Source organism: [Clostridium] aerotolerans DSM 5434 (assembly GCF_000687555.1).
Taxonomy (GTDB): Bacteria; Bacillota; Clostridia; order Lachnospirales; family Lachnospiraceae; genus Lacrimispora; species Lacrimispora aerotolerans.
The window spans coordinates 19,632-33,128 of the sequence record NZ_JHWJ01000015.1 but is presented as its reverse complement, the minus strand read 5'-3'; the positions used below and the strand labels follow the sequence as shown (position 1 = coordinate 33,128).

The window sequence follows — 13,497 nt, the reverse complement described above, 5'->3', positions numbered from 1 at the left end:
GTGAGGAACGAAAATGGCAGATAGTTCAAAGACCGAGAAGGCCACGCCGAAAAAGCGGCGGGACGAACGAAAGAAAGGCCATGTTGCAGTCAGTAAAGATGTGGTAATGATATGTTCTCTTCTTGGAACATTTGTAATGTTAAAGATGCTGTTTCCTCTCATTTACCGAACCATGCGGGACTTTATGGTGAAATATATCAGCCTGGCACCAATGGCTGAAACACTTTCTGACCATACGAAGCGGGCATACTTAGACATGGCTACAGCAGTTTTAAAGGGGGCAGTCCCCATCGTGGTTGTTTCCATGGTGCTGGCGATCCTCGGAACAGCATTGCAGACTAGATTTATATTTACAAAAAAGAATATGGTACCTCAGTTTAGCAGACTGAGCCCCTTAAAGGGAATAAAAAACATGTTCTCTTTGAAAAGCCTGGTGGAGCTTACAAAGAATTTAATAAAGATCACACTTTTGATTGTCATTTTATATCAGATCATTATGGGAGATTTAAGAGGCGTTGCCAGAACCATTGATATGGACATCCGGGATTCCGCAGTTTTTGTACTCGATTCTGTCATGAGTATGGTATATAAGGTCTGCATTGTATTTCTAGCGGTAGCAGCATTTGACTATTTTTATCAATGGTGGGATTATGAACGCCAGATTAAGATGTCAAAGCAGGATTTAAAAGAAGAATTTAAACAGACAGAGGGTAATCCCGAGATCAAGGGAAAGATCCGAAGCATTCAGAGGGAACGGGCCAGATCCCGTATGATGCAGGCGGTACCCACTGCAGACGTTATTATCCGTAACCCCACCCACTACGCAGTGGCCCTGCGTTATGATCTGGAAAAGGACAATGCTCCAATGCTGGTTGCCAAAGGCCAGGATGAGCTGGCTCTCAGGATCGTGGCAGTTGGTGAGGAACATGGAGTATACGTACTGGAAAATAAACCTTTGGCCAGAGGTATTTTTGCCAGTACTCAGGTCGGGGCGGAGATTTCTCCGGAGTATTATGGTATGGTTGCAGAGATTCTGGTTTATGTATACCGTATGAATAACAAAATCATCGAATAGAAAAAAGCAGCAGAGATACTTGAAAGAAATGGTGTAAAAGAATGAAGAACTTACTGAAAAATTCCGTAGTAGTATTTGTCATTATGATTGTACTTCTGTTGATTATTCCATTGCCTCCGTTCTTTATGGATGTAATGATTATCATAAATATATCCCTGTCCATGATTATCTTGCTGATAAGCATGAACATTAGAGAGCCATTGGAATTTTCCATATTCCCTTCCCTGCTCTTGATTACTACCCTTTTACGTCTGGGATTAAACGTGTCTTCCACCAGAAATATTTTGTCGAACCACGGGGCCTCAGGACAGGTAATCAAAGCATTTGGCGATTTCGTTTTACAGGGAAATATTGTTGTTGGTTTTATCATATTCATTATCATTGTTTTGATGAACTTTCTTGTTATTACCAAAGGTACGGAGCGTGTATCAGAAGTAGCAGCCAGATTTACTCTGGACGCCATGCCTGGTAAGCAGATGGCCATAGATGCAGATTTAAGTTCTGGTTTAATCGATGAGCAGGAAGCAAAGCTTAGACGATATAAAATTCAGAAGGAAGCCGATTTCTACGGAGCCATGGATGGTGCCACCAAGTTCGTAAAGGGAGACGCTATCATGTCTCTTATTATCGCAGCGGTCAACTTTATCGGTGGTGCGGTAATTGGTATGGTTCAGGCTACTATGCCATTTTCCGAGGTAATGACGGTATACAGCATTGCTACGGTAGGTGATGGCCTTGTCAGCCAGATTCCTTCCCTGTTAATTGCAACGGCAACCGGTATGATTGTAACCAGAGCGGTATCCGAAGGCAGCTTAAATGAAGACGTATCCTCCCAGTTCACGGCACAGCCAAAAGCAATTATGCTTACGGGATTTGTCATGGTAGTACTTATGCTCGTACCTGGAATGCCTAAGGTACAGCTGGCTCTTATGGCAGTCTTGCTTGTTGCTTCCGGTTTTCATCTTGAGAGGAAAGTAAAACAGTCAGCCGTCAGAGACCAGATGTTAGAAGCCACTCAGGCAGTAGAGGAAGCAGCTCATCAGCCCTCTGATGAGGAATCCTATTACCGTGATGTAAATAATGTTTATTCTTTAATTAATGTTGAACCAATAGAGATGGAATTTGGTTACAGTTTAATCCCGCTGATTGATGAGAGCAGCGGTGGAAAGATGATTAACCGTATCGTTATATTCCGCAGGCAGTACGCCCAGGATATGGGATTTGTAATACCATCAGTCAGGCTGAGAGACAGTTCCAGTTTAAACACCAATCAGTATGTGATTAAAATCAGAGGAGAAGAAGTGACTAAGGGAGAAATTCTGGTAGACTACTATCTGGCCCTGGAACCCCCAATGCTTTCTGGAGAGGTAGATGGAATTGAAACCGTGGAACCTGCCTATGGAATTCCAAGTAAATGGATTCGCCCTGAGAATAAGGAGATGGCTGAGATTTACGGGTATACGGTTATTGATCCGTTGTCGGTTATGCTTACCCATCTTTCAGAGACCATCAAGCAGCATGCGTATGAACTGCTTGGACGCCAGGAGGTCATGCAGCTGCTTGATAATGTAAAGAAGCATTCAGCAGAGCTGGTTGATGAACTGATCCCCAGCCAGTTTACATATGGAAATCTTCAAAAGATCCTTAATAACCTTATAAAAGAGGGCGTGCCCATTAAGGATATGGAGACAATTCTTGCGACAATTGTAGATTCCATCCCTGTCACCAGGGATATCGATGTTATAACTGAAAATATTAGAATCGCCTTAAAGAGAACGATTACAAGAATGTTCTGTGACGGAGGGCAGATGAAGGTTCTAACCCTGGACGCGGATTTGGAGAAAAATATCATCAGCAGTATGGCAAAGGGTGAACAAGGAGTGTATCTTGCCCTCAGCCCTGATGTAATGCAGTCGGTAATCGGACAGATGGGTGAACACATCAAGAAATTCAGTGATTTAAATCAGAAGCCGGTCGTTTTAACAAGCCAGGTGGTCAGACTGTATTTTTATCGTTTGATTGAACAGTTCTATCCCAATGTATATGTCCTTTCGTTTAATGAGATTGCAAATAATATTCAGATTCAGGCAGTCGGAAATATTACCGTTTGACAGGATTTTATGTCAGAAAGGCAGTGTTAGTCGGAATGGAACAGGATTTTAGCCAAAGCACCAATGAAGAGTTACTAATTAAATATAAGCGGAGCAAGGATATTAATATCAAGCATGAGCTGGTAATGCGTTATATGTATATGGTCAAGAGTATATCCATTCAAATGCGGGATGTATATTTAAGCTTTGCTCAGGTGGAAGATATTGTAAATGAAGGTGTGCTTACAATCATGAGCGGGATTGAGAAGTTTGATCCTGAAATGAATGTAAAGTTTGAAACGTATATTTCCAAGCGGATACGCGGTATGATTATTGACATGGCAAGAAAACAGGACTGGATTCCTAGAAGTGTGAGGAAGAATGCCAAGGATCTTGATAATGCTGCCATGGAATTGTGCAACCGTCTTGGCCGTTTTCCAACACCCAAGGAAACCGCAGACCACATGAATATCAGTCTGGAAAAGTATCAGGAGGCTGTAGGTAAAACCAATATTTACAGCGTGCTCTCCTTAGATATGGTTTTAGAGGCCGGAAGTGAGAATAAAAAGGTGCTTCAGCTTCCTGCCATCAATGAAAATGATCAGCCAGAGGACCATTATCTCCAGGAAGAATTCAAGCAGGTTCTTGTTTCTGCCATAAATAATTTAAAAGAAAATGAACAAAAGGTTATTTCTTTGTATTATATGGACGAATTAAATATGAAGGAGATTGCTCAGGTTATGAGTGTCAGTGAGCCCAGAATCTCCCAGATTCATTCGAATGCCATACAAAAGCTAAGGCTTTATTTGACCAATTTTATAAATGGGAAATAAGGAAGGGGATAAAAATATGTTTCATGGGTTTTATAATCTGGCGTCTGGAATGCTATATCAGAACCGGAACTTGAATACAATCAGTAATAACATGGTAAACGTGAGCACCCCAGGATATAAGTCCGACCAGATGGTCAGTACTACATTTAAGGACGAATTGCTCTACCGCAATGGAAACCGTAACAAAAGCAACCCCACCCAGATTGGTTCTGTCTCTATGATACGTTCCGTAGGAGAAACCAAAACCAGCTATAATCAGGGCAATGTGGAAGAAACAGGTAATAACCTGGATTTTGCATTGACACAGCCTGGTTTCTTTGCCGTTCAGGATAAAGATGGTAACCGGCTCTATACGAGAAATGGTTCTTTTTCCACAGACCAGGAAGGTTATTTAACATTACCCTCTATCGGAAGAGTACTTGGTGAAGATGGAAATCCCATTGAGATGACTTCAGACCGTATTTCTGTAGATAAATCAGGAAATATTTATGAAGTGCCGGTAAAGGGATTAGGCGGCGATGAAGAAGGTACTGAATCTGAAGAAAGCGAGCCGGTACTTCTTGGAAAGATAGGCGTCTTTAACTTTAATGACTATACCCAGTTGGTAAAAGGAAACAATGGAACCTTTAAAGCAACAGAAGACGGTACAGCAGTGAATGGCGGAATTCAGTGGAAATCCCTGGAACGTTCTAACATTGATCCCATAGATCAGATGACAGCGATGATGACCAGTCAGAGGGCATCTCAAAGTGCAGCCCAGGTACTTAAAATGTATGACCAGCTTATGGGAAAAATCGTAAGTGATATAGGCAGAATCTAAGGGAGGAATATCCGATGAATCAATCTTTTTACATAGGAGCATTGGGGGCAATGAATCAGCAGACAAAGCTGAATATTGTGTCCAATAATATTGCAAATGTCAACACCGTTGGTTTTAAACCTCAAAACGGTGTATTTTCTGATTTAGTATATGAAAAAGTGAGAAATGCCAAAGGTGAAAATGGTGCTATGTCAGGAAGCGGTACCAGAATAGAGAATGTAAAGTCAAATATGAGCACCATGCCATATACTGAAACAGGTCTTGAAAACGATTATGCCATTCCAGGAGAAGGATTTTTCATGTTAAAGGATCCGGTGACCGGAGAAGTAACTTACTCAAGAGATGGCCGGTTTCAGCTTGCAAAGACAGAAGATAAGTTCTATCTTGTAAACACAGAAGGAAAGAGGGTCATGAACATGGATCAGGAAGAAGTATCCTACGATGTGAAGCCAGCTTCCTACCCTGAAAACCAAGAGGACGCAGAGGACGAAGAGAAAGAAGAGCTAAACGAGGGAGAGCACGATCCTAAGGCAATTGGTGTCTATACATTTTCAAGAATGGACGGCCTTCAGGACGTAGGCGGAAATGCTTTTGTGGCTTCTGCTAAAAACGGTGATCCCATACTTCTTGAGAAAGCAAAAGTAGTAAAAGGCGCTCTGGAGAGTTCAGGCACTGATTTTGCCCTTGAAATGACAAGAATGATGGAGGCGCAAAGAGCCTATTCCTATGCACTAAAGATGGTACAGACTTCAGACGAAGTAGAAACCACAATCAATTCGCTGCGGTAAATATCGTAAGCGTTAAGGAAAGAGGGCGATGAAATGAAAATTAGACGTTATGATGAAATGAATGGATTGGGCCTTGATTTGATTCGTGAGATAGGCAGCATTGGAACAGGAAACTCTGCAACAGCGTTATCATCCATGCTTGGAAAATCCGTGAGAATGACACTGCCGGATGTCCAGATCCTTGGTTATAACGAAGCCATTCAATTCCTCGGTGATCCGGAAGAAATTGTTGCGGCTATTCTTGTAAAAATGACAGGTGAAATCAACGGACTGATGCTGTTTATCCTGAAGCTTGATTTTATTAATGAAGTGCTTAGCAGCGTTCTGCAGAAAGAAATCGAGGATTACTACCAGCTGAATGTACTTGAAACCTCTGCTCTTGAAGAAATTGGAAATATTATAATTTCATCCTATGTTAATGCCATGTCAACCTTAAGTGAGGTAACCATAAACTTATCCGTTCCCGACATTGCTGTTAACATGTTAGGAGGAATTTTAAGTGTACCGATGGTAGAATTCGGTTATCAGACAGATAAAATGATGATGATCAGCGGCCAGTTTGTGATTGGCGGAAAAGTACTTCACAGTGACCTCCTCATGATGCCGGATATTGAATCACTGAACTTTTTAATGGAGAAACTGGGGATTACGAATGGATAAGCAAATTACAGTAGGGATCGCAGATATGAAGTTTGCCAGACAGGAAGGGACTCTTATTACATATGCCCTTGGTTCCTGTATCGGCATCAGCTTATATGATCCCATGATTAAGCTGGGAGCTCTCGTACATATTATGCTCCCGGAAGTGTACGGCACTGGTGACGGCAATATATTTAAATATGCAGATACCGGTCTTAATGAGACCTTTCGAAAGATAGAGGTTCTTGGGGCCAGAAAGCCTCGTTTGGTGGCAAAGATAGCAGGCGGAGCCAAGATGTTCGAGCTGCAGGGAAACAGCACTCTTGGTAATATTGGCGCAAGAAATATAGTCAGTGTAAAACAGATATTAAAAAATGCTGGTGTCAGATTGGCAGCGGAAGATGTTGGCGAAAATTACGCCCGCACCATGTCAGTTGATATCAGCACTGGGGCGGTAAAGATTCGTACCTATGGGAGAGCGGAAATTGTTTTGTAAGCATTATGAACCAGCAGAAAAATGTCGATAATTAGGTAAGCAGTTGTTTTTGCTGGATTATATTGGGATAAAGGAGAAAGAGTATGGCAGAAACAGAGATTTTGTTAGAATCAGGGACCAATGAAATTGAGATAATGGAATTTACCATATATGGTGAGTTGTATGGTATTAATGTTGCTAAAGTACGTGAAATTATGATGTCAGAGAAGGTAAAGCCTATTCCGCATTCCCATCCTTCTGTAGAAGGTATTTTTAAACCCAGGGATCTCTTACTTACAGTCATTGATCTTCCTCACTATCTGACAGGAAGTGTTTCTGAGAAGCAGCCTAAGGATCTATTTATAATTACCAACTTCAATAAATTACATATTGCATTTCGTGTCCATAGTGTGGTTGGTATCAGCCGTATTTCCTGGGAGAGCATTCAGAAGCCTGACGACACCATCAGCCGCGGAGAAGAAGGCGTAGCCACTGGAATCGCTCAATGCGGAGATAATCTGGTTACCATACTGGACTTTGAAAAAATTGTTGCAGAGATAGCACCAGAGACAGGAATTCAGCTGGACGAGATTAATAAACTTGGAAAAAGAACAGAAGTGAATTATCCTATCTTAATTGCAGAGGACTCCATTCTTCTTACGAAAATGATTGAGACTGCTCTTAAGAAAGCCGGTTATGAAAACTTAATGTTCAAGAATAATGGACAGGAAGCATGGGATTATCTGGAGAAGATCAAGGATGATTCTGATTTAAATGATAAGGTAAATCTTATTATTACTGATATCGAGATGCCTGTAATGGATGGACATCGTTTGACCAAGCTGGTTAAGTCCGATCCAAAGCTGAAAGAGATACCATTGGTTATTTTCTCCTCCATGATCAATCAGGAATTGATGATAAAAGGAAAACAATTAGGAGCAGATGAGCAGCTGAGTAAGCCCGAGATCGCACACTTGGTTGAGGTGATCGATCATCTGATTCAGAGGAGGGGATAAGATGGATAAATATGTCACTCGTCAGCCCATTAAGGCTTTGAAAGAGGACAGGATCGTCGGATATGAAGTATTGTTTCAGAAGGACTATAATTCCATTTACAGCAATTCCGACGTGGCGGTTGCGGATACTATTTCGGACTTTCTTATGCAGAACTCCGATAACTTTGCGGATGATAAGCTCACTTTTGTAACTTTTACTCCGGCTTTGCTGTTTCGTAATACGCCAAAGATCTTTGATAAAGAAAAGATGGTAATCCAGATTGAGGATCATGTGATGATACACCCTCTGGCTCCAACCATTATTCGAAAATATAGAGCAGAAGGCTATGAGTTCGCTATCAATGATTTTCAGTTTTCTCCAAGCTTTTTCTCTATGCTGGATTTTGCAACTTACATAAAGATTGATATAGGAAACAAACATGATTCCAAAGATAAAACATCTCTCATCAATCTCGTTAATACCATGAGGGGCCTGGACAAAAAATGTATCGCGACCGGCGTCAAAAACAAAGAGGATTACGAACTGGCTCTTGAGATCAATACAGACTTTGTAGAGGGAAGTTATGTTGCCGAAGCTCTTGCTAAAAAAGTAAACCGTATGGAATTTCTCCAGGGAAACTTTTTTCAGCTGGTCGTGGAAGTTTCGAAGGACGAACCAGATATTGAGCAGATCGAAGAAATCATTAGCCATGATGCAGCTCTAACCTATGCCCTGCTTAAAATTGTAAATTCCGCATATTTTGCTTTGCGCCGGAGAGTATCTTCCATTCGCCAGGCGCTGGTAACTATGGGAATCAGCCAGTTAAAACAGTGGGTATATCTTTTAAGCTTTAATAACGACTCTCATCATGATGAGGCTTTGGAAGCGGTCATGAAGCTTTCGTTTTTAAGAGCCAATTTTGCTATGGCTCTCTCTGACCATGTGGAGGATTTTCCAATTATCCGGTCAGAAGCATATATGATGGGTATGTTTTCAACCCTTCAGTATTTAATTAATGCACCTTTAGATGAGATTCTGGCTGAGATACCAGTTGCCGAGGAAATCAAAGCAGCATTAATTAATAAAGAAGGAATTTGTGGAACCCTCTATAAACTCATACTCAGCTATGAAAATGCAGAGTGGAAGAATGTAAAAGCAATGTCTGATGAATTAGGTCTTCCTTCCGGATTTTTAGCCCAGACCTATATGGATTGCGTCGAAGCTGTAAACGGCATATGGAACAGCCTTACCATCAGTGCAGAACAGGAACCAGACTTAACAGAAGAAAGAAAAACCCACGCCTAATGGTGTGGGTTTTGTTTTACCGTGAAGCAGGCTTTTGTTATTTCTACAATTACCTGCTGGGAATAACGATTCATGTAAAAATTCAAAAGAGGTGATGCAGTAGGTGGTTTCACCACAACATACTTTGGCGGAAGATTGGTCAAAGTCAGTGCTGTTATATCTGCAATGCAATGCCCGCAACAACAGGTATCAAATTTAGCTGCATATTCATGCACCTTACTTTGAACCACATGTTCCATAACATTCAGATATTTAAATGTTGCCTTTTCAGGCTCAGGGATAGATGCGCTATCCTTGCTTTTCATAGCCTCAGTCTCCGGAGCTAATGCGCTTTCCTTGCTTTTCATAGCCTCAGGCTCAAGAGATGGATTCCTCTTTGGTTCTTCAAAGTCTGCCTCAATGACTTTTACTTCAGAAGCAGTAAGGATCATTGGAGCGTTCTCTTCTTCATAGCCTATATTTCCTTTAACATCAGATCCGCTGTCAAAATTACCCAAGGCTTCCGTGCTGCCAGTGGAGTTGGCATTGCTTTCGTTACTATCTCCAGCTACAGCATTTTTCTTACGATCATCAATAGGGGTCTCAGTCTTTAGTTCTTCTGACCCAATTCCTGTAGATTCAATTCCTTCAGTTATTGCTTTCTCAGTAGTTGTTTCTTCAGATTCAATTCCTTCAGCTATTGTTTTCTCAGCAGTTGTTTCTTCAGCTTCAATATCTTCAGTTACTGCTTTCTCAGCAATTGTCTCTTCATCTTCAATTCCTTCAATTTCAGCTTTTTCTACATAATTTTTACCAGCTTCCGTTTTTTCGGATCTGGCATTTTCGTCCACAGCTTTTTCTGATTCAGTATCTCCTGTCTCAGTTACATTTGCTTCAATAGCCGTTTCTCGTGAAGATTCAGTGGTGATTCCTTCCTCTTCTTCTAACTGCTGTCTGATCATCTCAGAAACTGGATCAGGTGAGGAAGAAGACATATCTATGATTGATATAGGGGAGGGCGTTAATGGTCCCTCCTGTGTCTGAATGGAAGCCTTGTGAGCTAATACGGTTAGTTCTTTTATCGTTTCAGAAGAATCTGTATTCAGACTGGCAGCCTGGTTTTCCTTTGCTGCTTCTGATTTGGAAGTCTCAGGTTCATCACCCGCTAATAAATTCATTACATGAGCTGTCTTGCTGCTTTTTCTGGCCATAGTCTCATACCCCTCTCATATATACTAATTTTTACGCAGCCTGATCCGTTCTAGAACTTCCTCGACCAAAGCTTTGTAATCCAAGGCTGGATTGGAGCGGGGAGCATAGTCCAAAAGGCTTTCTCCCTGAGCAGGAGCTTCCGCTACGCTGACGCTGGAGCGGATATGAGTGTCAAATACAACGGTACCAATCTGGGCAGCGATATTCTCAGCCATTTCCTTAACTTCCCTGGAAAGGAGAGTTCTCGGGTTATATTTGTTAAGCAAAATTCCAAGAACATAAAGATCCGGATTCACAGAGGCACGGACCGTGTTAATGGTATCTTTTATCTGGGATACGCCAAGCAGACTAAGGATTTCTGGTACCATAGGAATTACCAGATAATCAGCCGCAGCGTATGCATTGACCGTAAGAATATTAAGAGCAGGAGGTGTATCAATAATGATATAATCATAGTAACCTGCTACGGTAGAAAGAATATTCTTCAACATACTTTCCCGCTGCTTCCCGGTAAATTCCAGCTCCGCACCGCTAAGGAGTATGTTGGATGATATAACATCACAATACTTTGCTGGCCGAATGGCTTCCTGCAAGGATGCAGTTCCTTTAAAAACTTCATATATGGTAGCGCAGGATTCGATCTCAAGTCCAAGGCTAAAGCCCAAGTTACCCTGTGGATCTAAATCAACTGCCAAGACTCTTTTTTTCTTCATAGCCAAACCGCAGGCAAGAGAGCAAGAAGTGGTTGTTTTGCCTACGCCGCCCTTTTGATTTGTAATGGTAATTACCGTTGACAAGTTCTATTCCTCCATTCGTAATTTGAGATAATACTATTATCTTTAGTATACAATATGTCGATAAATAAGTATAGCAAAAACAAGAAAAAAACCGATTTTTGACGAAAATCGGATGTGGATATAAGAAAGGAGTTTATGTATGGCATCAGTATCAACGACAAATAAAACCAGCGCAGCATCATCCATTCGTGGTTATGGCGGTCTTGCCAGCGGACTGGACAGAGATACTCTGATTGAAGGAATGACAGCGTCCACCAGAGCTAAGATAGCAAAACAAAATAAGAGTAGACAGACTATACTCTGGAAGCAGGAGGCATATCAGTCAGTGAGTTCCAAACTAGTGGAATTTTCTAGAAAGTACACTTCCTATACTTCTCCTGCAACAAATATTTCAAGTTCTAGCTTTTGGGCAAAAAGCAGTATTACAACCAATGGTGCTAACAGTAAATACGTAAACGTTACAGGTAACTCCTCCATATCTGACTCTCTTTCTATTGTTGGAGTAAAAAGTATGGCACAGGATGCGTATAAGATTTCCAATAAGGGAGTGAGCGATCAGGCAATTAATACTGGCACTATTAATTTTAGTGACAAGGATGTAAGTAATTTAGAGGGTGAATACATAACATTTAAATATGGAAGCAAGACTTATAATGTAACATTAAAGTCTGGAGAAGATTACGATTATTCAAATGCAGAGGGTGCCGCAAAAGCTATTAATGAATCCTTGAAAACGGTATCAATAGGTGGGGATAAAACACTGGCCAGTGTAATTAATGTTACTGCAGAGACAATAGAAGGATCTACAAAGTTAAATATGACGCTAGATGAAGAGAAAACAGCTGGTAATACAGTTTTGTTTGCAGGTGGAAGTACATCTGCGTTAAAAGCCTTTGGAATTACTGATATAAGCATGATTTCTGAAGAAGCTAGAACCTTAAGTAAGGATGGTTTTTCAGAAGATATGAAGAAACTTACCCAAGAACTTAATTCTAGAAAAACATTCTTAGAAAGAACGCAAGATAAAAATATTAGTTTTACCTATAATGGTGTTACAAAATCTATAAAGCTTGGAGATAAAACCAATATAACTGATTTGGCAAAAGATTTAGAAGAAAAATTAGAAAAGCAGTTTGGTTCAGGAAGAATAAGTGTAGAAAATATAGATAATAAACTGGTATTTAAGACTTTAGTAGCAGGAACTGATAAGGTCGACACATCTTCTGTTTTATCAATTACTTCAGCGGATAAAGGGCTGTTGGGGACTAAAGGAGAATTTGGCATTTTAGGAGGAGAATCTAATCGCCTAAATCTTGAATCATCTATTACAAAAGCAGGGTTAGATAAGATATTAACACCCACTGCAGATGGCAAATTAAGCATGGAAATTAATGGAACAGAGATTGAAGGATTAACATATGAAATGTCGATGAAGGAGATTATGGATAAGATTAATTCTTCTAATGCTGGTGTAAAAGTCAGCTATATGGCAAATACTGATAAGTTTTCATTTCTGTCTACAGTAGCCGGAGTTTCTGGCAAAATAGAGCTTGATGAGAATGCTAAAGCTATCTTTGGCTCAGATGATGATTTTAATTATGAAAAAGGTAAAGATGCTGAGATTACAGTTCGGTATGGTAACGGCCCAACAGAAACGTTGGTGCGCGGAAGTAATTCCTTTAATTTAGATGGTCTTAATATAACAATTAATGGAAAGTTTGGTTATGACGATAATGGTAATTTAATTACTGACTCAGAACCTGTAACATTAAGTTCTAAAACTAACAGTGACCAAATTGTTTCAACTCTCACTGATATGATTAAAGATTTTAATGAAATTGTAGATTTAGTAAATAAACAAGTAAGCACAAAACCTAATAGGGATTATGCTCCGTTAACGGATGAACAAAAAGAAAATATGTCAGAAGATCAGATAAAAAAGTGGGAAGAGAAGGCAAAAGCTGGAATTCTGTTTAATGATAGCGAATTAAAATCGTTGTCGGATAGCCTTCGTTTTATTTTTGATGCGGGATCAAATGACAAGGCAATGTTAAGCTCCTTTGGCATTAGTACAAGCACTGACTATGCAGATAAAGGTAAGCTTAAACTTGATGAGACTAAATTTCGTGCTGCGCTTGAAAAAAATCCTGAAGATTTACAAAAGCTATTTACCAAAAAGAAAGACTCTTCAACTGGTGAAGGCGATGGATTTATGGCAAAGCTAACTTCTATAACTGATCGATACGCATCAACCACCACTGCAACAAAAGGTATTTTGATTGAAAAGGCAGGCTCTCAATATGCGCCTAACAGTGTGTTAACCAATACTTTACAAAAATCTATAGACAGCATTGATACTTATATCAAAAATCTTCAAGCTCAGTTAAAAACAGAGACGGACCGATATGTAAAGCAGTTCACAAACCTGGAAAACGTAATATCCCAGATGAACTCCCAAAGCAGTTGGCTCAGTTCATTCGGTGGTTAG

At 40.4% G+C, this 13,497-nt stretch carries 12 protein-coding genes; 10 read left to right on the top strand and 2 right to left on the bottom strand.

Annotated features, from left to right (window positions below; translation table 11 throughout):
- The first annotated feature begins 13 nt into the window (after window positions 1-13).
- The 9 genes from flhB (at window position 14) to T546_RS0117910 (ending at window position 9,021) form a co-directional block, all read left to right on the top strand.
- Window positions 14-1,075 carry a flagellar biosynthesis protein FlhB gene (gene flhB, locus T546_RS0117950; RefSeq protein WP_026892811.1) on the top strand — a complete coding sequence of 354 codons (1,062 nt, stop codon included), beginning with the start codon at window positions 14-16 and terminating at the stop codon, window positions 1,073-1,075.
- A gap of 41 nt (window positions 1,076-1,116) precedes the next feature.
- The gene (flhA, locus tag T546_RS0117945; protein WP_026892810.1) at window positions 1,117-3,186 is read left to right on the top strand and encodes a flagellar biosynthesis protein FlhA; all 2,070 of its coding nucleotides are present in this window, start codon (window positions 1,117-1,119) and stop codon (window positions 3,184-3,186) included.
- On the top strand, window positions 3,183-3,998 hold the full coding sequence (locus T546_RS0117940; RefSeq protein ID WP_330371956.1) for a sigma-70 family RNA polymerase sigma factor: 816 nt from the start codon (window positions 3,183-3,185) through the stop codon (window positions 3,996-3,998). The genes flhA and T546_RS0117940 overlap by 4 nt, the downstream gene beginning before the upstream one ends.
- A gap of 16 nt (window positions 3,999-4,014) precedes the next feature.
- On the top strand, window positions 4,015-4,818 hold the full coding sequence (locus T546_RS0117935; RefSeq protein ID WP_026892808.1) for a flagellar hook-basal body protein: 804 nt from the start codon (window positions 4,015-4,017) through the stop codon (window positions 4,816-4,818).
- A gap of 14 nt (window positions 4,819-4,832) precedes the next feature.
- On the top strand, window positions 4,833-5,606 hold the full coding sequence (locus T546_RS0117930; protein WP_026892807.1) for a flagellar hook-basal body protein: 774 nt from the start codon (window positions 4,833-4,835) through the stop codon (window positions 5,604-5,606).
- Window positions 5,607-5,639: 33 nt separating this feature from the next.
- Window positions 5,640-6,266 carry a chemotaxis protein CheC gene (locus T546_RS0117925; protein WP_026892806.1) on the top strand — a complete coding sequence of 209 codons (627 nt, stop codon included), beginning with the start codon at window positions 5,640-5,642 and terminating at the stop codon, window positions 6,264-6,266.
- The gene (locus T546_RS0117920) at window positions 6,259-6,741 is read left to right on the top strand and encodes a chemotaxis protein CheD (RefSeq protein WP_024837150.1); all 483 of its coding nucleotides are present in this window, start codon (window positions 6,259-6,261) and stop codon (window positions 6,739-6,741) included. The genes T546_RS0117925 and T546_RS0117920 overlap by 8 nt, the downstream gene beginning before the upstream one ends.
- Window positions 6,742-6,824: 83 nt before the next feature.
- Window positions 6,825-7,736: a chemotaxis protein gene (locus T546_RS0117915; RefSeq protein ID WP_026892805.1), complete on the top strand. Its 912-nt coding sequence runs from the start codon at window positions 6,825-6,827 to the stop codon at window positions 7,734-7,736.
- Window position 7,737: 1 nt separating this feature from the next.
- Entirely contained in the window at window positions 7,738-9,021 is a 1,284-nt protein-coding gene (locus T546_RS0117910; protein ID WP_026892804.1) for an EAL and HDOD domain-containing protein, read from the top strand.
- On the opposite strand, the gene T546_RS24745 is transcribed toward T546_RS0117910, so the two are convergent.
- Both T546_RS24745 and T546_RS0117900 read right to left on the bottom strand, forming a co-directional pair.
- Window positions 9,018-10,178 (bottom strand): late competence development ComFB family protein, encoded by a 1,161-nt coding sequence (locus T546_RS24745; RefSeq protein WP_166429837.1) that lies wholly within the window; start codon window positions 10,176-10,178, stop codon window positions 9,018-9,020. The genes T546_RS0117910 and T546_RS24745 overlap by 4 nt on opposite strands.
- A 57-nt stretch (window positions 10,179-10,235) precedes the next feature.
- Window positions 10,236-11,009 (bottom strand): ParA family protein, encoded by a 774-nt coding sequence (locus T546_RS0117900; protein ID WP_024837146.1) that lies wholly within the window; start codon window positions 11,007-11,009, stop codon window positions 10,236-10,238.
- Between the two features lie 139 nt (window positions 11,010-11,148).
- Here T546_RS0117900 and fliD point away from each other — a divergent pair, with 139 nt between their 5' ends.
- Entirely contained in the window at window positions 11,149-13,497 is a 2,349-nt protein-coding gene (gene fliD, locus T546_RS0117895; RefSeq protein WP_026892803.1) for a flagellar filament capping protein FliD, read from the top strand.

Coding starts and splice junctions, on each gene's coding strand:
- flhB (WP_026892811.1), top strand. CDS start 14: ATGGCAGATAGTTCAAAGACCGAGAAGGCCACGCCGAAAAAGCGGCGG.
- flhA (WP_026892810.1), top strand. CDS start 1,117: ATGAAGAACTTACTGAAAAATTCCGTAGTAGTATTTGTCATTATGATT.
- T546_RS0117935 (WP_026892808.1), top strand. CDS start 4,015: ATGTTTCATGGGTTTTATAATCTGGCGTCTGGAATGCTATATCAGAAC.
- T546_RS0117930 (WP_026892807.1), top strand. CDS start 4,833: ATGAATCAATCTTTTTACATAGGAGCATTGGGGGCAATGAATCAGCAG.
- T546_RS0117925 (WP_026892806.1), top strand. CDS start 5,640: ATGAAAATTAGACGTTATGATGAAATGAATGGATTGGGCCTTGATTTG.
- T546_RS0117920 (WP_024837150.1), top strand. CDS start 6,259: ATGGATAAGCAAATTACAGTAGGGATCGCAGATATGAAGTTTGCCAGA.
- T546_RS0117915 (WP_026892805.1), top strand. CDS start 6,825: ATGGCAGAAACAGAGATTTTGTTAGAATCAGGGACCAATGAAATTGAG.
- T546_RS0117910 (WP_026892804.1), top strand. CDS start 7,738: ATGGATAAATATGTCACTCGTCAGCCCATTAAGGCTTTGAAAGAGGAC.
- T546_RS24745 (WP_166429837.1), bottom strand. CDS start 10,178: ATGAATTTATTAGCGGGTGATGAACCTGAGACTTCCAAATCAGAAGCA.
- fliD (WP_026892803.1), top strand. CDS start 11,149: ATGGCATCAGTATCAACGACAAATAAAACCAGCGCAGCATCATCCATT.